Annotated in this window: 21 protein-coding genes; 13 read left to right on the forward strand and 8 right to left on the reverse strand. The window is 43.0% G+C overall.

The window, feature by feature from the left end; translation table 11 throughout:
- Positions 1-200: 200 nt before the first annotated feature.
- Together AC2SLO_RS04415 and AC2SLO_RS04420 are read right to left on the reverse strand one after the other, a co-directional pair.
- Positions 201-1109 carry a phosphodiester glycosidase family protein gene (locus AC2SLO_RS04415; RefSeq protein WP_486542202.1) on the reverse strand — a complete coding sequence of 303 codons (909 nt, stop codon included), beginning with the start codon at positions 1107-1109 and terminating at the stop codon, positions 201-203.
- On the reverse strand, positions 1096-2817 hold the full coding sequence (locus AC2SLO_RS04420) for an FMN-binding glutamate synthase family protein (protein ID WP_486542200.1): 1722 nt from the start codon (positions 2815-2817) through the stop codon (positions 1096-1098). Before AC2SLO_RS04420 ends, AC2SLO_RS04415 begins: the two co-directional genes overlap by 14 nt.
- Before the next feature lie 677 nt (positions 2818-3494).
- On the opposite strand from AC2SLO_RS04420, the gene ndk reads away from it, so the two are divergent.
- The 8 genes from ndk to bamB all read left to right on the forward strand — a co-directional run bounded on the left by ndk (position 3495) and on the right by bamB (position 12434).
- Entirely contained in the window at positions 3495-3926 is a 432-nt protein-coding gene (gene ndk, locus AC2SLO_RS04425) for a nucleoside-diphosphate kinase (protein ID WP_486542198.1), read from the forward strand.
- Between the two features lie 200 nt (positions 3927-4126).
- Positions 4127-5353 (forward strand): dual-specificity RNA methyltransferase RlmN, encoded by a 1227-nt coding sequence (rlmN, locus tag AC2SLO_RS04430; protein ID WP_486542196.1) that lies wholly within the window; start codon positions 4127-4129, stop codon positions 5351-5353.
- A 261-nt stretch (positions 5354-5614) separates the two neighbouring features.
- Positions 5615-6496 carry a tetratricopeptide repeat protein gene (locus tag AC2SLO_RS04435; protein WP_486542194.1) on the forward strand — a complete coding sequence of 294 codons (882 nt, stop codon included), beginning with the start codon at positions 5615-5617 and terminating at the stop codon, positions 6494-6496.
- Complete coding sequence (locus AC2SLO_RS04440) at positions 6487-7374, forward strand: helix-turn-helix domain-containing protein (protein ID WP_486542192.1); 888 nt, start codon at positions 6487-6489, stop codon at positions 7372-7374. The genes AC2SLO_RS04435 and AC2SLO_RS04440 overlap by 10 nt, the downstream gene beginning before the upstream one ends.
- A gap of 220 nt (positions 7375-7594) precedes the next feature.
- Positions 7595-8722 carry a flavodoxin-dependent (E)-4-hydroxy-3-methylbut-2-enyl-diphosphate synthase gene (gene ispG, locus AC2SLO_RS04445; protein ID WP_486542190.1) on the forward strand — a complete coding sequence of 376 codons (1128 nt, stop codon included), beginning with the start codon at positions 7595-7597 and terminating at the stop codon, positions 8720-8722.
- A gap of 110 nt (positions 8723-8832) precedes the next feature.
- On the forward strand, positions 8833-10140 hold the full coding sequence (gene hisS / locus AC2SLO_RS04450; protein ID WP_486542188.1) for a histidine--tRNA ligase: 1308 nt from the start codon (positions 8833-8835) through the stop codon (positions 10138-10140).
- 126 nt (positions 10141-10266) lie between these two features.
- Positions 10267-11103, forward strand: a complete 837-nt coding sequence (locus AC2SLO_RS04455; RefSeq protein ID WP_486542186.1) for a YfgM family protein — start codon at positions 10267-10269, stop codon at positions 11101-11103.
- Between the two features lie 137 nt (positions 11104-11240).
- Positions 11241-12434, forward strand: coding sequence for an outer membrane protein assembly factor BamB (gene bamB / locus AC2SLO_RS04460; RefSeq protein WP_486542184.1), 1194 nt, complete (start codon positions 11241-11243; stop codon positions 12432-12434).
- A gap of 186 nt (positions 12435-12620) precedes the next feature.
- On the opposite strand, the gene AC2SLO_RS04465 is transcribed toward bamB, so the two are convergent.
- Entirely contained in the window at positions 12621-13652 is a 1032-nt protein-coding gene (locus AC2SLO_RS04465; protein WP_486542182.1) for a DUF1853 family protein, read from the reverse strand.
- A gap of 232 nt (positions 13653-13884) precedes the next feature.
- On the opposite strand from AC2SLO_RS04465, the gene AC2SLO_RS04470 reads away from it, so the two are divergent.
- Entirely contained in the window at positions 13885-14586 is a 702-nt protein-coding gene (locus AC2SLO_RS04470) for a 3'-5' exonuclease (protein WP_486542180.1), read from the forward strand.
- 36 nt (positions 14587-14622) lie between these two features.
- Here AC2SLO_RS04470 and AC2SLO_RS04475 read toward each other — a convergent pair whose 3' ends face one another.
- Entirely contained in the window at positions 14623-15561 is a 939-nt protein-coding gene (locus AC2SLO_RS04475; protein ID WP_486542178.1) for an alpha/beta hydrolase family protein, read from the reverse strand.
- 280 nt (positions 15562-15841) lie between these two features.
- On the opposite strand from AC2SLO_RS04475, the gene AC2SLO_RS04480 reads away from it, so the two are divergent.
- A complete protein-coding gene (locus tag AC2SLO_RS04480; protein ID WP_486542176.1) occupies positions 15842-16531 on the forward strand; it encodes an LOG family protein in 690 nt (229 codons plus the stop codon).
- 101 nt (positions 16532-16632) lie between these two features.
- Here AC2SLO_RS04480 and AC2SLO_RS04485 read toward each other — a convergent pair whose 3' ends face one another.
- Positions 16633-18231 (reverse strand): FAD-dependent oxidoreductase, encoded by a 1599-nt coding sequence (locus tag AC2SLO_RS04485; RefSeq protein WP_486542174.1) that lies wholly within the window; start codon positions 18229-18231, stop codon positions 16633-16635.
- Between the two features lie 234 nt (positions 18232-18465).
- Between AC2SLO_RS04485 and AC2SLO_RS04490 the strand changes: the two genes are divergently transcribed.
- Positions 18466-18873: a DUF1294 domain-containing protein gene (locus AC2SLO_RS04490; RefSeq protein ID WP_486542172.1), complete on the forward strand. Its 408-nt coding sequence runs from the start codon at positions 18466-18468 to the stop codon at positions 18871-18873.
- 114 nt (positions 18874-18987) lie between these two features.
- Here AC2SLO_RS04490 and lspA read toward each other — a convergent pair whose 3' ends face one another.
- The 3 genes from lspA to yihA all read right to left on the reverse strand — a co-directional run bounded on the left by lspA (position 18988) and on the right by yihA (position 23335).
- The gene (gene lspA, locus AC2SLO_RS04495) at positions 18988-19581 is read right to left on the reverse strand and encodes a signal peptidase II (RefSeq protein ID WP_486542170.1); all 594 of its coding nucleotides are present in this window, start codon (positions 19579-19581) and stop codon (positions 18988-18990) included.
- Positions 19574-22423, reverse strand: coding sequence for an isoleucine--tRNA ligase (gene ileS / locus AC2SLO_RS04500; RefSeq protein ID WP_486542168.1), 2850 nt, complete (start codon positions 22421-22423; stop codon positions 19574-19576). Before ileS ends, lspA begins: the two co-directional genes overlap by 8 nt.
- 186 nt (positions 22424-22609) lie before the next feature.
- The gene (yihA, locus tag AC2SLO_RS04505; protein ID WP_486542166.1) at positions 22610-23335 is read right to left on the reverse strand and encodes a ribosome biogenesis GTP-binding protein YihA/YsxC; all 726 of its coding nucleotides are present in this window, start codon (positions 23333-23335) and stop codon (positions 22610-22612) included.
- A 691-nt stretch (positions 23336-24026) separates the two neighbouring features.
- Between yihA and AC2SLO_RS04510 the strand changes: the two genes are divergently transcribed.
- Together AC2SLO_RS04510 and AC2SLO_RS04515 are read left to right on the forward strand one after the other, a co-directional pair.
- Positions 24027-24332 carry a c-type cytochrome gene (locus AC2SLO_RS04510; protein ID WP_486542164.1) on the forward strand — a complete coding sequence of 102 codons (306 nt, stop codon included), beginning with the start codon at positions 24027-24029 and terminating at the stop codon, positions 24330-24332.
- Between the two features lie 422 nt (positions 24333-24754).
- The gene (locus AC2SLO_RS04515; protein ID WP_486542162.1) at positions 24755-25420 is read left to right on the forward strand and encodes a c-type cytochrome; all 666 of its coding nucleotides are present in this window, start codon (positions 24755-24757) and stop codon (positions 25418-25420) included.
- The last annotated feature ends 198 nt before the right edge of the window (positions 25421-25618 follow it).

Genomic DNA, 25618 nt, shown 5'->3' on the forward strand with positions numbered 1-25618 from the left:
ATAACAATGACTATTGAATATACGTATTAAATAGAAGGTATTACTTTAAGCGTTTCACTTTATGGCTTTAAATAGGTGAATAAAACAGCTGCTTAAATAAATTAAGGCGTATTGTAGCAAAATTCGCCAGATAGTGGGTGTGGTAATGTACCAGTGCAACAATTATTTGTTTTTACGCCCTAATCAGCTGTTTATTACGTCTAATCTTTTTCAACAAGACCAACCATCACACCCATATTCTTTTTATCTTGATAATGAATGTCTGGCGCGTAGAGGGCAGAAGCGATACCCCCATCTAAAAATAGCGCATTCGGACACTGCAACTCTTGCTTAAAGTAATTGGCAAATTGATAAAAATTAACCGGCTCATGACTGGTGACAAACTTAATCTTGCCATCATCACAAACGCCCACGCCATTACGAATTTTAAGCGAAGTGCTATCAGCATTAAACTTAGGATGAATCTGATTATCAATGACTAGCATAGGGCCGGATTGCGATGCGTACCAAGGTTTGGCGCTACCATCTTCGAGCATCTGTGCCAATTGATGACTTTCAGTAACCGACACCCGACTGTCTTTATCCCACCACAAAACACCATTGGGCGTTAAATGAAAGTTACCGCCGCCTTCTTTTAAATTCAAAGACAGTATTTGCTCGCCTTGCATTACGGTATAGCCGATGGGGGCAAATTCGGCATCATACATGCCAGCATTGGCAGCGAATCTTAAGCTGCTATCTTTGGGTAAGTCGTTTAATAATGCATCGAATGTAAATAGTGGCTCACGCGATGACTGTTTATCGGCCATCTCTGATGTGCTAGAAGAGTCAGATATCTCGGACTTCTCTTTACCCGTTTTCCAAAACAAACGCAGTGATAACCGACTATCGGCTTCGGATAATTTTTGTTGTGATACCGCGCATAAGGAGTGGACAAAAGGCGTTGATGCGGATTGGCAAAACTCGCCGCCCACTATGCTGTTATCTGAGCCTTTAGCATTTCGGTGAATGCTGTCTTGTTCAGCTTTACATCCGCTTAAGCTCAGCATCACAGCGAGCGCTGCGATGCTGAGTTTTGCGATATTTTTAGAGGTATTAAGGCTGTTCATCAGGATCCTTGTGGCAGTCACGAGAATCCTCATTATATGCCACATACGCCTCATTATCAGCCTGAAAACTATCTGGATTGGCCATTACCCACATTTGATTATAAATATCGGCGCGCGCAGCTGTATTGAGTAACACGCCTTCATCCATAAAGTAGAAGAATTTTGACAGCAGTTTAATCGAGCCATCATTCATACGGCGCGCAATATGGTAAGCATGTAAATCATTAGGATGCGACAGACCAACAGCACCGACTATGTTTGCCAATGACTTGAGCGTGTTTTTATGGAAATTAGCCACTCGCTCAGATTTGCTTGGTACATCCAGTGCTTTTTCACGATACGGGTCTTGAGTAGCGACCCCAGTTGGGCACGTATTAGTGTGGCAAGAACGCGACTGAATGCAACCAACAGCGAACATAAAGCCGCGCGCCGAGTTACACCAGTCTGCACCTAGGGCTAGCATCTTCGCAATATCAAAGCCTGAGACAATTTTACCGCTTACGCCCACTTTGATTTTTTTACGCACGCCGGCACCGACTAAGGCATTGTGAACAAATAAGAAACCATCTAATAACGGCATGCCCACGCTGTCCATAAATTCAACAGGGGCAGCGCCCGTACCACCTTCTGCACCATCAACGACGATAAAGTCAGGATAGTTGTCTTCTTCAATCATGGCTTTAACAATGGCCATAAACTGCCAAGGCTGACCGATACATAACTTAAAGCCAACCGGTTTGCCGCCAGAAAGCTCACGCAATTGCTGCCAGAAATGCACCAATTCACGAGGGGTGCTAAACGCAGAGTGAGTAGAAGGCGAAATACAATCCTCGCCCATTGGAATACGGCGGGTATCGGCAATCTCTTCTGTAATTTTCTCTGCCGGTAACACACCGCCTTTACCAGGTTTTGCGCCTTGAGACAGTTTGATTTCGATCATCTTAACCTGTTCTTCAAGGGCATGCTCTCGAAACAGTTCTGGATCAAAGTTACCCGTAGCATCACGGCAACCGAAGTAGCCAGTACCAATCTCCCAAATAAGGTCGCCGCCATATTTACGGTGATATGGGCTAATCGAGCCCTCACCAGTATCATGGGTGAAGCCGCCCATTTTGGCGCCTTGGTTTAATGCCATAATTGCATTACCAGACAAACTACCAAAGCTCATTGCTGAGATATTAAACACAGACATCGAGTAGGGCTGTTGGCATAAATGGTTGCCCACAGTAATACGAAAGTCTTTGTCATGAAGCGGATGGCTGGTCTGCGATTGCAAAAACCACTCTTTATCTTGTGCATACAAATCATCTAATGTACCAAAGGCATTGGTATCACTAACATCTTTTGCGCGCTGATAAACCAACGCACGCTGCTGACGAGAAAAAGGCACCTGCTCCTTGTCATCTTCAATGAAATACTGGCGTATTTCGGGTCGATAGTCTTCTAAAAAGTAGCGGATATGACCCGCAATCGGGTAGTTGTACAAAACGGCGTGTTTTGATTGCAGCGTGTCATAAATGCCTAAGATAACAAGGGCGCCACATAAGATAGCAAGCCACCAGACAGACAATAGTACGGCAATAATAAAGCCAAGAGACACACCGATTAATAGTCCATAACGCTTTAAAAAGCTGACTTGATAGTTGCGCTCATTAAGACTGTCAAAATGGTCTTCTTTTGGATTCAGATTGGTACGAGATTGGGGCATGAATGCTCCTTTGATAAAGCAAGTAATAGTGGGTCTGGTTCAGACAAATTGATATCAATCTGCCCTTAAATGTTGAAGGTTTTAATACAGGTGTTTTAAGCAAAATCAATGTGTGGGATAAAGCATACTTTATATAACGTCTTTAAGGGTCACAGTTATCATAAGTTTAAAATAAAGCATGCCACGTCACCACAAATAGATAGCAACTGCTGTTTAGTTAAGCTGATTAATCGTGGCTCAAATAGTTAGCCCGTCCTATGATTAAAAGTCAGTAGATACTGAAATAGCCCATCAAAAGCGCAAAGCGGCTATTATGGGCTATTCGTCGCTGAGTTAGTTGTGTTTAAGTGTTGAGTCTCTAATTATAACCAAGATTGATAACGAATCCTATTTTTGAGCGCACTAAAAAAGCGATAAGGATAAAGAGGCTTAAACAGGTGGGAAATGGGAGAATGAATAGGCAATAGTCTGGGTTAAGCACCTGATTTTTAAGCACAGATGTCAAAATGTTTGGATTTTGCGAATAAGCACCACTTTTTCCTATCATTTACCATATGAGTCGCTATAATAAGCAACAGTTTGAAGGGTGTTTTATTAATATAACGCGCTTAGATATAATGACAGGCCTTCAATACTTTTTAAATCCATCCTATATAATTTATTTTAAGGAGCTTCTCATGGCTATCGAACGTACTCTATCTATCATCAAACCTGACGCTGTTGGCGGCAACCACATTGGCGCTATCTACAGCCGTTTTGAAGAAGCTGGTCTTAAGATTGTTGGCGCTAAAATGCTACATCTTGACAATGAAAAAGCAGGCGGTTTCTACGCTGAGCATAAAGAACGTCCATTCTACAATGATCTAGTATCTTTCATGACCTCAGGTCCTGTGGTTGTGTCAGTACTAGAAGGCGAAAACGCAATTGCTAAGCATCGTGAAATCATGGGTGCAACTAACCCAAGCGAAGCTGCTGAAGGCACCATCCGTAAAGATTTCGCTTCAAGCATCGATGAAAATGCAGTACACGGTTCAGATTCTGCTGAATCAGCAAAACGCGAAATCGCTTATTTCTTCTCTGATGACGAAGTATTAGATCGTACTCGTTAATCCAAGCGATTTAGTTCTTTTAAGTCTGGTTCTATACGCGTTCTAAAAAAGACGGCTGGGCATTTGCTCGGCCGTTTTCATTGTTAATTCACAGGCATGGTAAGATACGACAACATGTGCTTAATAAAATTAAGTTATAATATGCCTTTGAATACCAAAACGTTTTAATTCACACACCATATTAGGTTAGATAAGTTATCATGACCAAAATTCCTATGCAGCCTGCTGACAGCCAGCTAACCTCTTTTGACCCAAGCCAAACTGACTCAAATGCTAATGACCACAGAACCAATATTCTGGGTATGAGTCAGGAAGAACTTGGCGCCTATTTCAAAGAGATAGGCGAGAAGCCGTTTCGTGCCACACAGGTAATGAAATGGATTTACCAGCATGGAGTGACTGATTTTGATGAGATGACGAATCTATCAAAAGGCTTGCGCGAAAAGCTAAAACAGCAAGCCTGTGTGCGTCCGCCAGAGGTGGTGCATAAAGAGTTTAGTAACGACGGTACCCGTAAATGGGTATTCAAAGTGGCTGGCGGGTCGCTTGTGGAAACAGTATTGATTCCAGCAGATGACAGTAAGGTTAATGGACGTAAGACTCTATGCGTGTCTTCACAAGTTGGTTGTGCGCTAGATTGCAGTTTCTGTAGTACCGGTAAGCAAGGCTTTGAGCGTGATTTGTCCCCTGCAGAAATCATTGGTCAGCTTTGGGTCGCTAACGCCTCGTACATGGAAGGCGTGGACAACACTGAATGGCACAATAACGTTACCAACGTGGTTATGATGGGTATGGGCGAGCCGCTGCTTAACTATAAGCCTGTGGTATCCTCAATGAGCCTGATGCTATCAGACCACGCTTATGGCTTATCAAAACGCCGTGTGACACTATCAACCTCAGGCGTTGTGCCTAAGATGTATGACTTATATAAAGACATCGATGTGGCGTTGGCAATCTCACTGCACGCACCAAACGATGAGCTGCGTAATGAGTTGGTGCCCATTAATAAAAAGTATCCATTAAGCGAGCTGATTGCCGCGGCAAAAGCCTATGTGCATGATAATAATCCACGTCATAAAAAGCACGTCACTATTGAATATGTGATGCTTGCTGGCGTCAATGATAGTGATGAGCATGCGCATCAGTTAGTAGAGTTATTAGAAGGGCTACCAAGCAAAATTAATCTGATTCCTTTTAACCCGTTCCCACATGCGCCTTATGACCGCTCAAGCAACAACCGCATCCATGCGTTTAGCAATATTTTAAATAACGCCGGATTTGTGTGTACCATTCGCCAAACCCGCGGAGATGATATTGATGCTGCTTGTGGTCAGTTGGTTGGCCAGGTTGCAGATAGAACCCGTCGTTCAGCCAAATGGCAGCAAAGTATCAAAGACCGTGAGCAAGAATTGCAAGCACAAAGCTAATTAGAATAAGACTGAGTTAAGTGTGTATTCACTGTCAGATTATGGCCTAAAATAAACACTATCAGTACTTGAAAGGAACCATTGGCTTGCATTATGATAAAAATTTTATATCTTTTAAGTGCACAAAGCCGGTGGTGTGGTTACAATACGATTATTAATGCGTACAATCATGTCAATATGAATTGAATGCGCAAAAACAATAGACGACTGTTTTTAAACAATGAAAGCAACCAGACAGGCGATAAGAGATTGGGAATCAGGATGATGACCCGCGGCCGCACAGTACAAGGTGCTAATATAGCGGCTATCAGTGTGCTAAGTATTGGTGTGATAGGCTTTTTGAGTATGACCGGTTGTCAGTCTACCAATGGTGGCTACCAGTCAGTTAATACAGCCACCTTTGCTGACAAAGAAAGCAATGCCAATAAGGTTGCCCCTATTAGAACTCAAATGGCGGCGCAGTATTTATCTGACAATAAGTTAGACGCCGCATATCGGCAACTTGAAAAAGCGTTGGCGGCAAATAAACACTATGCGCCTGCCTATGATATGATGGGCGTTTTGTTGCAACAAGAAGGCAGCCGGCACAACATTAACAAGGCTGAGCAGTACTTCGAGCAAGCAATTGAACTTGACCCAAGCTTTATGCAAGCGCGTAATAATTATGGGGTGTATTTATCCCAAGTTGGGCGATATGACGAGGCGATAGCGCAGTTTGAACTTGCCGGATCAGCACTTGGATATGAAGGGCGTATCGGTGCGTTAGAAAACTTAGGTCGAACTGCTACAAAGGTAGAAAATTGGCCGCTTGCCAGTCAAGCGTTTGTTAAAGTGTTAGAGAGCAGTCGACCCAATAACCGCCGAGCCCGAATGACAGCGACCATTGAGCTGATTGATATTTTGATGAATAATAATAAAGTCAGTCAAGCCCAAGCATTATATAATGAGATGCTAGCCGAAACGGGCGATATGGCTAATAAGATGCCACGCACGCTATTGCAAGGCATTCAGCTTGCTCATAAACAACAAAATTTATCACTGCAAGAGAAACTTTCGCGACAACTTTTGGCTGACTTTCCATTAAGTGAGGAATCAAAAAGGCTAGAAGTTTGGATTCGTAACCCAGAGGCATCATGGAAATAGACAAGCAAACACCGTTGAACAATACCTTAGATACATCTAATCAAACTGTCGGCTCATTCGGTAATCGACTCAAACAAGTTCGCGTAAGTAAGGGCTTAAGCCTAGATGACGTGGCCGGTGAGCTGTTTATTTTGCGCAGACATTTAGAAGCTATTGAATCAGAGGATTTTAAGGCACTACCGCAGATAGCATTTTCTCGCGGGTTCGTGATTAATTACGCCAAGTATCTGGGATTAGATCCTGATCAAATCGCTGAGAGCTTTAATCGTGCTTATCCTGATGAGCTCAAAAAGAAGAGTGTCGGTGATATTGAGTCGCCATTAAAGCCGATGGGTACCCTGCAGCGTGAAGGTAAACGCTCCATCCGTATCAACCCTTTATTGGTGTTGGGTTTAATTGGTCTAATCATTCTAGCGGTCTTCTTAATTCGTACCGTGTCAAACGCTCAAGATGCGACAGAAGCTGAAACTGAAAATGCTCAAATCATTGATGATTTATCAGACAGCGAGCAGTCAGCCGGTGCCGCTATAGTCAGTAGTGGCAGTGCGGTTAACCTTAATAACTCAGGCTCAGCGCTGAACTTAGACAATACAGCGAATGCTGATGATGCCAATAACCAACAAGCGGCGACTAATGCAGAAGATGCGACGCTAGATTTTTGGGTGAGAGGTCCGACCGAATTAAGTGTGGTCGATGCCACAGGCAAAACCTTATTAACGGGTAATCAGTCACGCGGTGGCTATAAGCTCACCGGTAAGCCGCCGTTTCAAGTGCAAATCAATAACGTCTCTCAAGTTAATTTAAACCTAAATGGCGAACCGATTGCGCTTAATGATTTTGCACAAGGCAACCAAGCCAACTTTAGCTTAGCCCCTTAGATTTAGCTTAACTCTAGATGCTGTTACTGGTATAAGTAGCTATGAAAAGACGGGTTGATTATGTCACTGGTATAATCAGCCAATCCGCCCTTTTATATGAATGCTTATAACCAAGCCCACAATGTAGTAAGTGCAGTAAGTTAAATAGAATAAACAGAATACAGTTAATATAAAATAATCTAGCCCTTCCAAATAAACTTTCAGTCAACTGAGAAGCTTTATGTCTACTCCCTCTCCAATAAAACGTCGTGAAACCAAAAAAATCTATGTCGGTGATGTGGCAGTCGGTGGCGATGCGCCTATTAGTGTACAGAGTATGACAAATACTGACACCTGTGATGTCGATGCGACGGTTGCGCAAATTGAGCGCTGCGTCGATGCCGGTGCCGATATGATGCGTATCTCAACCCCTACCATGGATACCGTAGCGGCCTTTGCTGAAATCAAAAAACGCGTTAATATTCCGCTAATTGCCGATGTGCATTTTGATTATAAAATTGCCCTTGCGGTAGCCAAAGCAGGCGCGGATTGTTTGCGTATTAACCCAGGCAATATCGGTAATGATGCCAAGGTTCGTGAAGTAGTGGCCTGTGCACGCGATTATGATATTCCAATTCGTATTGGGGTCAATGCAGGCTCTTTAGAAAAAGAGATTCAACGCAAATACACAGAGCCAACCGGTGAGGCGATGGTTGAATCTGCCATGCGCCATGTTGATATCTTAGAGCGCTTAAACTTTGATCAATACAAAGTATCGGTTAAGGCCAGTAATGTTTTCTTAACGCTGGATGCTTACCGCTTATTATCACAGCAGATTGATAATCCATTGCATCTTGGCGTTACTGAAGCCGGTGTTTACCGTACAGGTACCGTTAAATCAGCGATTGCTCTAGGCGGCTTGTTATTAGACGGCATTGGCGATACCATTCGTATCTCACTAGCGGCTGAGCCAGAAGACGAGATTAAAATTGGTTTTGATATTCTAAAATCGCTTAATATCCGTGCCAACGGTATTAACTTTATTGCTTGCCCAAGCTGTTCACGTCAAGAATTTGATGTGATTCGCGTAATGAATGCTCTAGAAGCGCGCTTAGAAGACGTGCGTATCCCTATGGATGTATCTGTGATTGGCTGTAAAGTAAATGGCCCAGGTGAAGCCAAAGAAGCGGACATTGGTGTAGTAGGCGCATCGCCTAATTCACTGGTATATTTAGAAGGTGAGAAGAGCCACCTGATTGATACCACCACCTTAGTGGATAATATTGAGAAGATGGTACGCGAGCGTGTCGCGAAAGCGGAAGCTAAAGCTGCCAATGAGATACTACGTGTAGACGGTAGCAAGCATTAAATTAATCACTAAATAGTTGATTTGTTTAAATCATTACCGATAGCTCATTACTGATAATGAACACTAATAATTTGCACTGACAATAATGACAAATAATTTGGGCACTAACTATGATTAAGTCGATTAAAGGGTTTAATGACATCTTGCACATAGCAACTTCGACGAGCTATCCGACCAGTGATTGGCGTCGTCTTGAGAGTTTGCTACGTGATGTGTTGGATCAATATGGCTATGAAGAGATTCGTCTGCCAATCGTTGAAGAGACCCAATTATTTGCCCGTGCCATTGGTGATGCGACAGACATCGTAGAAAAAGAGATGTTCAGCTTTACCGATAAGTCTGACCCACCGACACCGATTACTCTGCGTCCAGAAGGCACTGCCGGTGCAGTACGTGCGGTGATTGAGCATAATCTATTACGTGGTGACAGCCCAAAACTTTGGTACATGGGTCCGATGTTCCGTTACGAGCAGCCGCAAAAAGGCCGTTATCGTCAGTTTCATCAATTGGGTGTGGAAGCCTTCGGTAGTGAGCATGTGGATGTCGAGGCAGAACTGATTGCCATGACTTATATGATGTGGAAACGCTTCGGTATTGACCATGAGCTAACCTTAGAGATTAACAGCTTAGGTGAATCAGATGAGCGTTTGGCTTATCGTACCGCTTTGGTTGATTTTTTAACGGACAAAAAAGATGAGTTAGATAGCGACAGTCAGCGCCGATTGACCACCAATCCACTGCGCATCTTGGACAGTAAAGATCAAAATACCCAAGCCATATTAGCTGATGCGCCAAAATTAGCAGACTTCTTAGGTGAAGAGAGCAATGCTCATTTTGAACAGTTAAAATCGTATTTAACCGCTTTGGGCATTGACTATAAAGTGAATCCAAACCTAGTGCGTGGTTTGGATTACTACAACAAAACGGTCTTTGAGTGGGTAACTGATAAGCTTGGCTCGCAAGCCACAGTTTGTGCCGGTGGTCGTTATGATGGTCTCATTGGGCAATTAAAGTCTATTGGTAAGCCTGCGGACAAAGCAAAAGCGGTTAAATCAGATCCGGCAGTTGGTTTTGCCATGGGTCTTGAGCGTCTATTGTTACTGATTCAAGCAGTTAATCCGCTACCTGAAATGACCGCTTGTGATGTCTTCGTGGTCGTGCATCCAGAGCTGTATGCTGAAGGCTTAAAGTACGCACAGTCGTTAAGAGAAGCGCGTCCTGATTTACGTATTAAGATGTCGAGCGCAACCAGTCTCAAATCACAGATGAAAAAAGCGGATAAATCAGGCGCAAAATTAACGGTGATTATTGCTCAAGATGAAATTGAAAATAACAGTATCAGCGTTAAAACCATGCAAACCGGTGAGCAGGTCAGCCATGACAATCAGTGGTTACACAGTGCTGAGAACTTTACGTAAGACATTGAGTGTCTAAACCCTGTTTTGTATCGACTCAAAACAAGGTATAGTTAGTCTCTGGTTACTCAAAATATATTAACCGCGCGCTTTATTTTATATTAAGTTATTAACATATTAGGTAGATTTATGGCTCAACGTCCTACTCCCACATCACCTGATTTAAATCAGCCAAACGGTGATCAGCAGTCTATAGAGAAGCTCAAGCAATCAGCCGGCTATATTCTGGGCGCCATTGTTTTGATTTTGGCAGGTTATTTTGGTTGGAGTTATCTACAAAGCTCAGGAATGAAGACCGATACTGTAGCCGCGGATAAGTATTCAGCAATTGAGACCGCCAATGAAACAGTACGTCTTGCCCAAGCCGAAGATGGAGAGGCGGGTAAAAAGCTAAACTCAGACATCGATGCGCTGGTTGCTGAGCATGGGTCAACCATTTATGCGTGGCAAGCATTGATGATTAAAGCCCGCAATGCGGTGGATGCTGGTGATTATGAAACGGCATTAGATGCGCTAAAAAAGGCCAAAGAGATTAAGCTAAATGATGCGGGCCTTGAATCAATCACTCAGCTGCGTTATGCCACGATATTACTAGCCAACGGTGATATTGACGCGGCAATGACAGAAGCGTCAAGAGATGTACCTGTGCCTTTTGAGGCGACGCAGCAAGAGCTGTTAGGCGACATCTATGTAGCACAAAAAGAGAATGATAAAGCGGTCCGTGCTTACGAAAATGCATGGAGCTTGTTATCTAAGCGTAACGAAGAGCGTGCTATCTTAAGACTTAAGCTTGAGAGTATGGGTGTCAATCCTGAGCCTATCGAGCCACGTCCCGAAATTGTTAAGCAGACTGCGGCGCCAGAAGCTATGACTGAAGATATCGCACAAGATGAGACTGATGACGCATTACTTGAAGATATCGGCACCGATGCAGTAGCCGGTACAGAGGACATCGCTCCAGAATAATGGAGACTAAACAACCCTCTAGACACCCCTATTTATATAGAAAATATAGATTAAAAACTGAAGCATTCGCAAAGAAATAATCGTAAATAACCATTGGTTAGTGTTTTTATTGATAACCTAATTGAGCTGAGCCAACTATGCATAATAACGAAACCAAACAATCACGAGCAAATATCATCATGCAAACCTCTAAAGTTGGTTTGTTATGTGCGGCAATTGCCCTAACCGGCTGTGGTAAAACCATTAAGCCTGAAGTTCATAAGCCAACAAAATTGGTTCAACTTGAGCAGTCAGTCAATGTGGTTGATGAGGTGTTCCATTCGTCACTTAGCAACCGTACCAAACTGTCTGATGTGAACCGCTTTAATGTTGGTTTTGATGGTAATCAAATCGTTGCAGCCTCTGGTGCAGGTAGAGTAGAAAGCTACACACTTTCCGGCGACAAGCTATGGGAGGTAAACCTAAAAGAAGATATTGTGGGCGGTGTGAGCTTCGATAGCGCAACACAAACAGCGGTAGTAACGACCCGTTCTGCGCGCGTCATTGCTTTTGACACCCATGATGGTAGCATCAAATGGCAAAAGGCTATTGCGGGTACAGTATTGGCACCTGCTTTGATTCACAATAACAGAGTGGTATTGTCTGGTAACGATGGCATTATGCATGGTTTATCACTACAAACGGGTGATTCTATTTGGCAGTTTGCAACCCAAACACCAACCATCAGCGTACGAGGTACGGCTTCTCCTGCACTACTAGATGATGAGACAGTCTTGATTGCCAGTGCTGATGGTCGCTTACATGCAGTAGATATCGAATCAGGTATTCCACTTTGGAACCGCCGTGTAGGCATTCCAGCGGGCGCAAGTGAAATCCAGCGCATGACGGATGTTGATGGTACACCAACCATTGATAACAATCAGCTATATGCGGTTAGTTATAGTGGTCAGTTAATTGGTGTGGATTTAGCAAGTCGCCAAATTCTATTTATCCAGAAAGCCGCTAGTAAAAACAGTGTCGCCGTGGCCGGTAATGCTGTTATCGTGACCACACTTGATGGACTGGTTAAAGCCTTTGACCGTGTGAGCGGTGAAGAATTATGGGAAAGCGATGCACTGGCTTATCGTAAGCTAAGCAATCCTGTGCTTATTGGCAGCTATATTGCTATCGGTGATTTAGATGGTGTGGTACATCTCTTATCGCCACAAGATGGCCGTATCGTCAGCCGAGTTAAATCAAAAGGTGCTATTAACAAGCTAACCACAGAGTCTGGTTATTTATTAACAGAAACTAAATCAGGTCAAGTAAACGTGTGGCGCTTAGCGCGTTAAGTACGACAGTGATTTAATCTTTACTTGATATAAAGAAAGCCTCCGATATGGAGGCTTTTTGGCTATTGCTAATATACTTAAGCTATCATCGAGAGGTCTAATATGTTTACAAGGTAATCGAGTGCAAGTACTACAGATGTAGGCTTAGCGAGATTAACACCGTAACCGTTTATTGGTTCACTGATTCTACTTATCGACGACTAATACGACTGGAGTATCTTGCTGCATATATAAATTGGTTTCTAAATCTTCAAAGGTGAGAGGTACATAGGGCCATTGCCCAAAACGTTTACGGCGCAGTCGTCTCTCTTGTTTGCTAATCGGTAATTGTTCAAGCTCTGCTTCACTCTGTCTATGAGACGCTGCTGTTAAATAGCTGGCGTTATAAAAGGGACGTGCGGTAAACCATTCGATATAGTGAGTCGGTCGTAAATCATCTGCATCTAATGCCTTAAAATCGGCAGTGTTGCTGATAGAGTGCCATAGATGCAAAGGAAAGCTGTCATTTAACCATTCAGGACGCCTGCCTTGGGCTGCTTTAGGTTGAAAAAAACGGCCTTTCATTACCACATAACGCTTATCTATTTTAACTTTCTCGTAGAAGTCTAAATCTACCCATACGCTACGAAAGGGCTTGGTTTGCATATGTGTTAGCTTGCGCTCTAAAGTATCGCGTGAATTAATACCGACCCAATGAGCAAAATCATAGGGCGATGAGCCGAGATAAAATTTAACGGCCAGCTCCCAATGTTCTATCTCATCGGTTTCTTGATTACGTAAAATAAAATCAAGTTCACCTGTGGTCTGAGCACCGTTATACAGCTGTACATTATGAGCCACGACTTCATAAGGATGTAGATTTAGCTGATAACCATCCTCTAACCAAAAGTGTATTAAGCCTTCAAAATGAAAGCCAAGGCGATATGGACTAGGCCGAGACATTAGATAACGGGTGAGGTCTTGATAAGCAGTGGTGGTATCGAGCTGATGCAAACGCTCAGCATAAATAGCGTACTGTCTTTGCCAAAAGTCGGACTGATGGACACGAATCTCAGGTGATACCAGATTGGCATTGGGTGATACCCAGTGCGTTAAAACATCGGGGCAGGCTAAGGCAAAGGCCAAATCTCTAACAAAGGGACGCTTATATTGATACCAAGGCTGCCACAGCTGAGATATCTTTTGAGTTGGACTTTCGGTATTAGAGATAGCATTCATATCAGTATGTATTTGTTAAAGTGATGTTGTGAGTATAACAAGCGCCGTGGTATACATTGTATGATTCAAGCCGAACACTTACCGAAACGATACTTGATTATTATCCGAAATCTTAGATTTAAATAGTCCCTTATCTCAAGTAATCCAAAACCCGATAATGAATGATAAACGTTTTAGCAGCTGATAGTCATCATACTAAATGGCTATTGGTAACACATAAAAGGCATATCTGATGGCTAATTCCAACCCTATTTTTGACCCTATAGCGGCAACGGCTTTGGTGATTGATACCGAAACAGATCAAGGTCGTGAGCCAAGACCCATTCAGGTGGCAACCATTGATGCCACCACAGGTCATGAGTGGATGTCCTATTTTAATAGTGGCCGCCCTATATCGCCTGTGGTGACTCGTGTGCATGGTATTACTGATGCTGATGTAGCAGGGCTTGAGCCATTCGAGCTTGATAAAATGAGTTTGGGTGATTATTTAATTGGACATAATGTTCGGTTTGATTGGGGTGTTATTGGTCGACCATCCGTTAAGCTCATTTGTACTGTGCGTCTCGCTCGTGCTGCTTTTCCGGAATGGGACCGCTATTCACAGTCTCGATGTATCGAGCAGTTAATAGGTCGTGAACAAGCGGCAGCTATGACAGCCCATGCTCATGATGCGCTAGGTGATGCACGTATGTGTTATCTGCTATATCAGGCTTGCTGTGAGCGTTTGGAGATAGCACCAACGGACTTTGCCGCTGCACATCGAATCTCTAATACTGCCAAGCCTATAAGTAGAATGCCGTTTGGTAAATATAAAGGACGGTTGATTAGCGAGATACCGGTTGATTATGTGACATGGATGATAAAAAACATTCCCAATCTAAAGCCTGCGCTCTATTCAGCGTTACAAAAACGGTTATCTGAGACAGAAGAATAATATCATGGTTAGATTAGATAAGGTTTAAATCGAACCCTATGTATCAGCTGATGCCGATGGATTACCGTGTTGTTCAATCCAGTTTGTTGCAATCTTCCAAAGTTGTGGCGCTTTGGCATGGATTTTACTGCTAAAGAATTTCATATGACCAATGTGACGTAAGCCAAACTCCTTAGGCTGCATCATACGTTTCTCAGCGGGCATAGCGGTAAAGACAGCCAACATATCGTCGACGTTTTTGGCATTAGCGATGTCATCATCGGTGAAGTTCAACCATAATGAGGGCGCTGCGAATTCATCGTAATAATGGGTGAAGACAGTTTTGCCAAAGGCGGTTTTGATATAGCCTTTGCCATTACACCAGTCGCGCCACTGCTTGGCCACACCGCGCGGTAACGGCTCGCCCATACCGAACTTATCTGATGGGGTGTAGCCCAATATTAAGTTGCCCAAAGTAATAGCGCCATCCATAAATATTATGGCTTGTGCTTTAAAGGGCATGTCCATGTTTTTGATACGACCTGATGAGCAGGCAACATTAACTACCGATGAGAGCGCCTCATAGTTTGGCATTAAGCCGATTAACTGACCGCCGGCACTGTGACCTACCAAATGATATTTGGCATTAGGGAACTCATCTTGCAGCGCATCCAAAATAGCGGTTGCATCATGACGGCCCCAACTGATTAATGAGGCATCACATTTTGATAATTCAGAGGTTAACGAGTCACCGATACCTTCGTTATCATAAGTAATCACGCCATAGCCTTGACTGGCCAGATAGGTGGCGAAACTGTTATAAAAAAAGCGCTTAATACCTGTTGCAGGCGCAATCATAATTGCATTTTTGATGTCTTCGCTTTTGGTATCTTTAGGAAGGTATACACTGGCAGTTAGTGGCTGATTACGCTCAGTCATTACCGTCAATGTGTCTATGTCTGCTGTGTAGTCTTGCGCGTTACTAGGCTTAGTCATCTCTAAATCCTTCTAGTATTATTATCGTCAAGTGATTAGGGTGGAATATCGTTTAACTCACCTAAATAGCAGATGGCTCAATACGTTATAGCTCATATATAAAGCAGTAGCAAGTACAGACTCTGAACTCAGCTTATATGCGTTAAGCTTATATCCTGCTATGTAATGCATACAGGGATAAACCAAAAAAAACATAGTGATAAATACCACTGCGAGCGACTGTGTTATGATGATTAGACTAACAATAAATCAAATCAATTAATAAAGGTGACCTTTATTTATGACAAATTTGTCTGAGAAAAATGGCCAATCGGCAATGAAAGAAAGCACTAAAACTATTACCAGTAAAGATATTGAACATGTCAGTGAAGTGGTAAATAAGGGCGAGATAGATCAGCCATTAGTTGCGGTCTATTGCGGCTCACGTGTGGGTAAAAATCCTATCTATGAAGCCGCAGCTCGAGAATTGGGTACGGCATTGGCTAAGAATAATATGGGCTTAGTCTACGGTGGTGCCAGTATTGGTCTAATGGGTGCGGTTGCCGATACCGTTATTGAAGGCGGCGCACGAGCGGTGGGCGTGATACCTAGCTTCATGCTTGATCATGAAATTGCTCACGAAGGCTTAACCCGTTTGCATTTGACGGATACCATGCACACCCGTAAAGCAATTATGGCAGAATATGCCGATGCCTTTATTACTTTGCCTGGTGGTCTTGGTACTCTAGAAGAGATTATGGAGATTGCAACCTGGCGTCAGCTGTATCAGCATGAAAAGCCAATGATTATTCTAAACATTAATGGCTTTTATAATCCGCTAGTTGAGCATTTAAAGCATACGGCAGAAGAAGGATTTATGAAGAAAGAAGATTTAGAAAGATTGGTAGTATGTAACGATATTGACTCGGCCATCGACTTATTAAACAAGTACGTTCATATCCACGATCCGGTTGACACGCACAAAATCTAAGATTAATTCGTTCAGTATTTTAGTAGTGTAGATACTTAATGAAAGCCCGCTTATCAGAACCTGATAAGCGGACTTTTTTGTTGACTGTTTATTTGTCCATGCTACCTTTGAGATTGAGATTTAGGTTGATAAGGCGTAACCACACCCGACATGGGCAGTGGGAAGGCCCGTTGCTTTGCCAACCATAATGCCAATTCATCGATATTTTGCTTATTAGTATGCTGCAAGTAAGGCCAATAGTGATGGTTGCGTTCTTGGCACTGCTCTTCAGTCTCCTTAATCAAGCCCTGGCTTTGCAATTGAGCCACCACATCATCCGCTGCTAATAATGCGGATGAGGCTTTGACGTTTTCAGCACGTGCATAATGTAGCTCAGGATATAGACTCACATCTGCCACACGTAAGGTATCATTGGTACCCGGAATCTGTTGGCCGCCGTATAGCGCATTACCCGCCGGTTTAGCTGTTGCAAATCGAGGAACGAATTCGCTCACCTGATCAATGGCTCTTTGGCTACGTTGATGCAGAGTGTCTGGATTCCAACCCTCATCGATAAAGTCCAGATACGTGCTCTTTAGTTCAGGCTGAGCATCATCTTCAGTGGTCGCTACTAAGCCGTCTTTAAACAAAGTCACCGCTTTGTTCATGCTATGGATTTGATAGTAGCCATCTGGATAAGGCGTGAGTTGCACCATCCCATGTGGGGTACCTCGTTTACCATGAATAATAATCTCGGGCAGTTTAGTTGGATGATTGACCATCGAATTTGACCCCAATTGAGATTGAGTATTAGACTGTGGTTCGTTGTTTTTTAAGCCATCCCAATGGGTCACGTAAGAGGCTTTAAATTCGACCATGCGCTTAGCCGGAATGCCGACCATATTATCAATAACACCAGTTCTAAAGCCACAAGCATTAATCAGATAGTCGACATTAACCACATTATTTTCAGTATTATTCGTCTCTTTATTAGCATAATGGATTTGCCACTGTTTTGTACCATTCGTTAATTCAATTTGCTCAACATTAGTGACTTTAGTGGCAAGCATGATCCTAGCATTATCATAGAACCCAAGCGCGGTTTGAGCAGAAGCGGCGAGACGGAAGATATTCCAGCCGTATTCATTGACCGCAACAATCGGAAATTTGAGCTTATCCAAGTCCAATTGCTTGGCAGCCGCCGCCACCCAAGCATCTGATGGGTGTGAAGATGTATCCTGAGACTTGATTAGGTCATCCAAAGCTGCTCTATCATACAGTCGATAATAATCTTCAGGTTCCCCCAATACTTTATTATCAGGGTCTGCGACAATCATATCGGTATACACTTGAGTGAGCCGTTTAAGTCTTGGCAGTAGGTCCTGTGGATTGCCCTCATCACGTTTTGGGATAGCAATCACAGTTGGGCGCACATCAATGCTATAAGGATATAAGCGCAACATATCAATAGACTGTTTTAACAGCTCAATGCAATCAGCATCTGGAATTTCACGATATAGATTGCCGCCAGCATGTAAGTGACACATTGGCGGGCCATCAATAAGGCTTGGCCTGGCTTCAAACAAATAAGTCTGCACGCCCAAAGCAGCTAGGCGCAGCGCGATAGTAGAGCCTGCCACACCGCCGCCAATAATGCCCACCTTGGTCGTTTTATTTTGGTCATTAATAATTGGGGTATGATTCTGCGATAAATCAGACATAGATTGGGTATTCTCTTTGGTTCTAGTTATCATTATATTTGAGTCGATTAAGAGATTTAATAAGGACGACTGTTCAAACAAGATAAAAGTCGAGCTTTAATCAGATGTTAGCTATTGTATGGTGATGAATAAGGTGATATACAAGCGCTAGTAATGTACAGATACATCGTTTACAGTGAGGCTAGAATACACCTTATCTTTATTGGATTTGGTTTAGCTTATGATGGGAATGTGATGACAAATAGTAAAAAAAGACACTCAAAGCGACAAAAAAGCTTCCAACAAAAACAAAAACAGCCATTATTTTTGGCTCTCGGCTTTTATGGGGTGGTAGCGGTACTCGTATTTGCAGGTAGTATTAGCCCACTTATAGCAGGTTGGTATGTCATTATTGGTATCGTGACTTATTTTGTTTATGCCAAAGATAAGAAGTCAGCGCAGCAAGGCAAATGGCGTACGCCAGAATCAACGCTACATCTACTAAGTGCACTAGGCGGGTGGGTTGGGGCAATGATTGCTCAAAATCATTTACGCCACAAAACGCAAAAGTCTGAGTTTCGAATAATGTATTATCTAACCGTGGTTATTAATTTAGCAGGACTATTGTATTTAGTATCAGGTGGTGATTTCTCACAGATTTAAGGGTATTTATAATCTGAATACAAAGTGACGACCAAATTTTTAATAGATAAAAAAGAAGCCGCCCACTAATCTAGTGGGCGGCTTCTTGATATAAAAGTCACATTTAGTTGCATCTTAAGGCTGATATTTAGTGTTACGCTTGCCTTCTAAAAACAGCATATCGATAACCACGATAGCAACACCAATACAGATAGCAATATCAGCAATATTGAAAATAGGGTAGTGCCATACATCCGCATAGTGGACATGAATAAAGTCGATAACTTTACCAATGCGAATACGGTCAATAAGGTTGCCGATGGCACCGCCCAATATTAAAGCCAGACCCACATTTAATAATCTAGCTTGGCGCGGTGCTTTTGTGATATAAATCACCAAGAACAGCGACATAGCAACCGACAGCGCTGCAAAAAACCATTTTTGCCAACCGCCTTGATCCGCCAAGAAGCTAAATGCAGCGCCATAGTTATAAGCCAGCGTCCAGTTCAAAAAAGGCTCGATTACTGGTATCGGATCATGAAAATTAAGTTTGGTATCGGCAAGCCACTTAGTCCATTGATCTAAACCAATCACAATCAGCGATAACACGTACCATAATAAGGCTTTTGAGCCATTAGGTACGAGTTTAGGGCGCTTGGTCAAACTAGGCGTCGCTGTCGCATAAGCAGGCGAGGTCGAGTTAACATCAGAGCCAGTCGAATTAGGCATAATGACGAACCTCACCAGGACCTGTGATATTGCTCACACAGCGGGTACAAATGCCTGGATATTCAGGATTAGCATCTACATCATCACGTACGTGCCAGCAGCGAACACACTTCTCGCCTTGTGCTGGGCCAACGCTGACATGAAGGTTATCCATATCTGTAGCATCACCTTGTGGCTGAGCATCATGTAATTTAAGCAAGTTGGCTGAACTGGTGATGAGTACAAAGCGTAACTCGTCTTCAAGCTTGGCTAAGCTGTCGTATACGTCGCCATCAGCATGGATGGTCACTGCCGCTGACAAGTTAGAGTTGATGATTTTCTGCTCACGGGCGTTTTCAATCACTTTGTTAATGGCATCTTTGGCTTCTAAGATAGTCGCCCAATCTGCTTCACTGATTGTGTCCATGCTAAAGTCAGGCAGCTCATACCAGTCTTGAGTGAATACATATGCATTATCACCGGTCGCACTGTCTTTTAAGAAGGCTTCCCAAGCTTCTTGAGCGGTAAAGCTTAAGATAGGGGCAATCCAGCGCAATAGTGCATGCGTCACATGGTACATGGCCGTCTGTGCTGAGCGGCGTGGCTCACCGTCTGCCATCGTGGTGTATTGACGGTCTTTGATGATATCTAAATAGAAGCCGCCCAAGTCTTGTGAGCAAAATGCAGTCACTTGCTGTGTGACTTGGTGGAAGTCCATTGCATCATAAGCCGCGACAATTTCTTGCTGTACTTTTTGCGCACGTAGCATAATGTATTTATCTAAGCTAACTAGCTCAGACATTGGCACACAGTCTGTTTCAGGATTGAAATCATCGGTATTGGCAAGTAAGAAGCGTAAAGTGTTACGGATACGACGATACATATCAGTCGCACCTTTGAAGGCTTGCTTACCGGCGTTCATCTCATAACGGTAATCGCTTGAGGCAATCCACATACGCAGCATATCCGCGCCGGTTTTATTAATCTCATCTTGCGGATTGATGATGTTACCCAAAGATTTGCTCATCTTGCGGCCATTTTCATCAACCACAAAACCATGAGTTAGAACTTGCTTGTATGGCGCTCTGCCATACATGGCTTCTGAGGTTAATAATGAGGTCTGGAACCAGCCGCGATGCTGATCTGAGCCTTCTAAATACATATCAGCAGGATTCACTAAAGCATCCTCTTGCTCAAGTACAGCAAAGTGCGTCGTTCCTGAATCAAACCACACATCTAAGGTATCAGTTGATTTCACATACTCATCGGCATCGTCACCAATAAAGTCTTTGGCATCAGCATCAAACCAAGCTTCCACACCGCCTTTTTCAATTACTTGGGCGATGTCTTCCATCAGCTCTAGGGTATTAGGGTGCAGCTCATCGGTATCTTTATGAGTAAAGAATGGAATGGGCACGCCCCACGTGCGCTGACGAGAAATACACCAATCTGGACGACCTTCAACCATCGCTTCAATACGGTTTTGGCCCCAAGCAGGCGTCCAAGTCACGTTTGGAATATCGTGCATGGTTTGCTGACGTAAGGTGTTGTTACGACCTTCTACCTGATGATCCATGCGAATGAACCACTGCGGTGTGGCTCGGAAAATAATTGGTGTTTTATGGCGCCAGCAATGCGGATAGCTGTGCTCCATTTTATAATGCTTTAATAGATGACCGCTGTCATTGAGCGCAGCAATGATTTTCGGCTGTGCTTTATAGATGTGTTCACCAACAAAGACTTCTGCGGTATCTAAATAAACACCATTACCGCCCACAGGATTCACAACAGGCAGGTTATAACGTAGGCTTACCACATAGTCGTCCGCACCGTGTGCAGGCGCAGTGTGTACAAGACCTGTACCACTCTCAGCGGTTACGTGATCACCTAGGATAATTGGTACTTGGCGATCAGCAATAAGCGGATGCTGCGCTTTAATAAGCTCAAGCTTATCCCCAGTCAAGGAAGTTACGACGCCGTCGTTTTTTAAGCCAAGGGCTTCAAGAGCATCATCGACTAGGTCAGCTGCTAAAATCAGATTGCCTTTACTGGTTTTAATAACACTGTATTCAAAGTCAGCACTAACTGCAATGGCTTGGTTAGCTGGCAGGGTCCAAGGTGTGGTCGTCCAGATAACAGCAGACGTTTTATCGCTATTGCCTTCTGGTAGCACTTGAGTTGGGTCAACTATATCAAAGGCCACATAGATAGCATCTGAGGTTTTGTCTTCATATTCAACCTCCGCTTCGGCCAGTGATGAGCCACAGTCTAGACACCAGTTCACCGGCTTCATGCCACGGGTCACATAACCATTGGCATAGATTTTACCCAAGGCACGTACAATATTGGCCTCTTGATGGAAGTTCATGGTCAAATAAGGGTTTTCCCAATCACCAAATACACCTAGACGTTTAAAGTCAGCCATTTGTAAGTCGACTTGGCTGCGTGCATATTCACGGCACAGACCTCTAAATTCTGTGGCCGTTACTTTTTGACCGACTTTACCGACTTTGGCTTCGACCTTCTGTTCGATTGGCAAACCATGACAATCCCAACCTGGTACGTAAGGTGCGTCATAGCCAGATAAGGTTTTTGATTTGACAATAATATCTTTTAATACTTTATTAACCGCGTGACCTAAGTGAATCTGACCATTAGCGTATGGAGGGCCATCATGCAAAATATATTTTTCACGGCCGGCTTTGGCTTTACGGATTTTGCCATACACGTCATCGGCTTCCCATGCTTTCAACCAATCCGGTTCACGTTTGGCAAGGTTGCCGCGCATAGGAAAAGCAGTATCGGCAAGATTCAGCGTGTCTTTGTAGTCTTTGGTTGGCGTATCAGTTTGATTATCAGTCATAATGCAGTCTTATATATTGTGATTAAAAGATTAAGGGTATAAAAATAGTACTCGGCAGTCTAGGGTATGCGTTATTCAGATAATGCCTATTTTGCTAACGCATTAGTAAGGGCTATTTTATACTATTGTGTTTATTAAATGAGTTTAATATCGACTTAGAGGCCTAGCCATAAAGCAAAGTAGTAATTAGTAGCGAATAATTCGGCTGTCTTTGTTGTCAGGATGGCCATCGATTCTTAACCATCGACCCATGACTTCGGCAAGCTCATCAATACCTTCCTTTTTAAGCGAAGAGAAGAGCTGAATAGAGAAGGGTAATTCTAACTTTTCCATCTCGCGTTTGGTATTCAGTAGGATGGTCTTGGCAGGCCCGTATTTAAACTTATCTGATTTGGTCAATAACACATGAACCGGTAGGTTACCTAATTTAGCCCACTGTAGCATTTGTTGGTCAAAAATCTTCAACGGATGACGGCTATCCATTAATAGCACCAAACCTGCCAAGCTTTGACGGGCAATTAAGTACTCTTCTAACTCATTTTGCCAAACCAGTTTCATCTTCTCAGGAACAGCTGCATAGCCATAGCCTGGTAAATCAACCAAACGCGCCTCTTCATTACCAATAGTAAAGAAGTTAATCATTTGTGTGCGTCCGGGTGTCTTTGACGAGCGTGCTAATTGACGCTGATTGGTCAACACGTTAATTGCAGAAGACTTACCTGCATTAGAGCGACCGGCAAAGGCAACTTCATAACCGATATCAGGCGGACACAGCTTAAAGGTCGGCGCAGACATCATAAATTCAGTTTGCTCTAAGCGCTTTCTGGGTGACAAATGTGATAAATCTGCCGCAGATTCAGGCGCCACGTACTCAGGTGCTTTGGTCTTTTTAACTTTTGGTGCATTAGCCATAGGGTGTCTCAAGTTTTGAACTAAGTATAAATAGGTGTCTAAGGCGTTGTTATTCGCAAATAGAGAGGTCATAAATAAGTATTATTGCTCCCATTATAACCACTCTTGCGCTTGAATGATAATAGCCTGAACAATGGCTATTATTATATCGTATCCATCTGCTTTAATAGGGGGCGTACATCATGCTCACTAAGCTTATATTAACGCCTCATATAAGCATTGAATCTGTTGTGGGTTTCGATTGGTATTTAGCTGTTATATAGCCAAATAAATTTATCTATATTTTAGTTAATATTAAAATAATACTACGATAGTTTAGTTTATTTAAACTTACGTATTGAATTAATATACTTTTATTTAGATAACAAAATGCTAAACTAAGCCCAATTAAATGACAGTAGTCTCTAGCATTGATGGCGAGATAAGTTAATGTGATTAAGGTTAGCGTAAAGCGGATCGTTAAAAACAAGGTCAATTTATTGAATAAAGCAAATCAAAGCTTATTGAATTCTTGTCAAAAGTCGCCATAATAGTATTAAGTGAATAAGTGTTTACTGAAGTTCATCGAAATGTATTAAACATAGGGTAATATAGACCCGTAATACTTATTCTAAATATTGCACGATACCTAACGCACCTGACGCAAATATGGATTTGCTATTGGGTGTCAACATAGGTAAGGAGAACATCAATGAGATTCACAAAAGTATTTGCGCCAGTATTTGCAGGCTTGGTTATGACTGGCATGCCTTTGTTAGGCAATGCGAACGTGGCTCAACAGTACCAAGAAAGTTGTGCGGCATGTCATGAGACAGGAGCGTTGAATTCACCTCAAACCGGTGATACAGCCACTTGGTCGCGCCTAAAAGCAGACAAAGGAATCAAAACCTTGGTCAATGCTGTAAAAAATGGCGGCAAACAAATGCCAGCAGGCGGTTTATGCAGCAATTGCAGCGATGCAGATTATGCGGCGCTTATCGAATATATGTCTAAATAATTTATAGCTGATTAACCGGATGTTTATTAATTGAGTTTGATTGCGTTAATTAAGTTTGCTCAAGAGAATAGGCGACCTGACGCATTTAAAAATGACATTTAACTACTAAAATAACGGTTAATAAAATCATTACAAAGTAGCAAAAGCCCTGATTAAATCAGGGTTTTTTGACATTAAGGGTTATGCTTAGTGTTATTTATTGCGCTGCTTTGACTAATATGTCACGGATGGGTAGCTATTTTTACAAAACTATTGATATAATAATGGTATTAATTATTCTCTGTGAGTAGTTATAGCTTAAACATAAGCTGATAGCTTAAGCCTGATTATTTGGTTTGAGTGCGTCACACAATTACCGTTTCAGCTATTCAAGTTATAGTTACTTAGCTACCGCCTGAAAGACTTAGTAGGATTAGACTACAATGAAAAAATTGCTCGTTGCCACCAGCCTATGTGTTGCCAGTCTCAGCGCTCATGCCGTTATTACGGTTCCTAAGTATGATGTTGAAGCAGGCAAACAGATTGCTGAGACCGTTTGTGCGGCCTGTCATGGTTTGACTGGCACCAGTGTTGTGCCAACTCAGCCGAATCTTGGCGGTCAGAACGTACGTTATCTCTATAAACAGTTAATCAACTTCAAAACTGGATATCGTGTCAATGGTATCATGCAAGGTCAAGTTGCTAACTTATCACAGCAAGATTTAGCCAACGTTGCCGGCTATTATTCTTCTCAGCAGCCTTGGGGTGCCTTCGCGGGTAACAAAGCGACTGCGGCTGAAGCGTCTAAATTATTCTTAGGCGGTGCAAAAGATCGCGGCGTAATCGGCTGTGCCGGTTGTCATGGTCCCAAAGCTGGCGGTAATGCCTATGCAGCCTTCCCACGTCTGGGTGGTCAGCATGCAGAGTACTTAGGCCTACAGCTTAAGATGTTCCGTGCGGCAGGTCGTGAAGATGATGTATCTAAAGATCAGATGCGTGTTAACGATGCCGCTAAAGAGGGCGACAAAGGGATGATGCAGGTCGTAGCCGCTCGTCTAACAGACCGCGATATCAAAATCTTATCGCAGTTCTTAAGTGCAGTTCACTAAAATATTAATAAAGTAGTTAGGCGTTATCGCTTAGCCCTATAACTGCTTATATTTATGAACAGAGTTTGGTAAACAAAGGCCCCGTTAATCGGGGTTTTTGTTATTATACGATTTAATATTTATAATACACTGCACGCATTCGACTGCTTTATCTTTGTTGATTGTTTTACATCACATATTCTTTAATAGCCGTGGGTA

The sequence above is a fragment of the Psychrobacter sp. CX14 genome (genome assembly GCF_057396205.2).

Bases quoted from the DNA above. Each gene is read 5' to 3' on its own strand.
- AC2SLO_RS04415 (WP_486542202.1), bottom strand. From the start codon at position 1,109: ATGAACAGCCTTAATACCTCTAAAAATATCGCAAAACTCAGCATCGCA.
- AC2SLO_RS04420 (WP_486542200.1), bottom strand. From the start codon at position 2,817: ATGCCCCAATCTCGTACCAATCTGAATCCAAAAGAAGACCATTTTGAC.
- ndk (WP_486542198.1), top strand. From the start codon at position 3,495: ATGGCTATCGAACGTACTCTATCTATCATCAAACCTGACGCTGTTGGC.
- rlmN (WP_486542196.1), top strand. From the start codon at position 4,127: ATGACCAAAATTCCTATGCAGCCTGCTGACAGCCAGCTAACCTCTTTT.
- AC2SLO_RS04435 (WP_486542194.1), top strand. From the start codon at position 5,615: ATGATGACCCGCGGCCGCACAGTACAAGGTGCTAATATAGCGGCTATC.
- AC2SLO_RS04440 (WP_486542192.1), top strand. From the start codon at position 6,487: ATGGAAATAGACAAGCAAACACCGTTGAACAATACCTTAGATACATCT.
- ispG (WP_486542190.1), top strand. From the start codon at position 7,595: ATGTCTACTCCCTCTCCAATAAAACGTCGTGAAACCAAAAAAATCTAT.
- hisS (WP_486542188.1), top strand. From the start codon at position 8,833: ATGATTAAGTCGATTAAAGGGTTTAATGACATCTTGCACATAGCAACT.
- AC2SLO_RS04455 (WP_486542186.1), top strand. From the start codon at position 10,267: ATGGCTCAACGTCCTACTCCCACATCACCTGATTTAAATCAGCCAAAC.
- bamB (WP_486542184.1), top strand. From the start codon at position 11,241: ATGCATAATAACGAAACCAAACAATCACGAGCAAATATCATCATGCAA.
- AC2SLO_RS04465 (WP_486542182.1), bottom strand. From the start codon at position 13,652: ATGAATGCTATCTCTAATACCGAAAGTCCAACTCAAAAGATATCTCAG.
- AC2SLO_RS04470 (WP_486542180.1), top strand. From the start codon at position 13,885: ATGGCTAATTCCAACCCTATTTTTGACCCTATAGCGGCAACGGCTTTG.
- AC2SLO_RS04475 (WP_486542178.1), bottom strand. From the start codon at position 15,561: ATGACTAAGCCTAGTAACGCGCAAGACTACACAGCAGACATAGACACA.
- AC2SLO_RS04480 (WP_486542176.1), top strand. From the start codon at position 15,842: ATGACAAATTTGTCTGAGAAAAATGGCCAATCGGCAATGAAAGAAAGC.
- AC2SLO_RS04485 (WP_486542174.1), bottom strand. From the start codon at position 18,231: ATGTCTGATTTATCGCAGAATCATACCCCAATTATTAATGACCAAAAT.
- AC2SLO_RS04490 (WP_486542172.1), top strand. From the start codon at position 18,466: ATGACAAATAGTAAAAAAAGACACTCAAAGCGACAAAAAAGCTTCCAA.
- lspA (WP_486542170.1), bottom strand. From the start codon at position 19,581: ATGCCTAATTCGACTGGCTCTGATGTTAACTCGACCTCGCCTGCTTAT.
- ileS (WP_486542168.1), bottom strand. From the start codon at position 22,423: ATGACTGATAATCAAACTGATACGCCAACCAAAGACTACAAAGACACG.
- yihA (WP_486542166.1), bottom strand. From the start codon at position 23,335: ATGGCTAATGCACCAAAAGTTAAAAAGACCAAAGCACCTGAGTACGTG.
- AC2SLO_RS04510 (WP_486542164.1), top strand. From the start codon at position 24,027: ATGAGATTCACAAAAGTATTTGCGCCAGTATTTGCAGGCTTGGTTATG.
- AC2SLO_RS04515 (WP_486542162.1), top strand. From the start codon at position 24,755: ATGAAAAAATTGCTCGTTGCCACCAGCCTATGTGTTGCCAGTCTCAGC.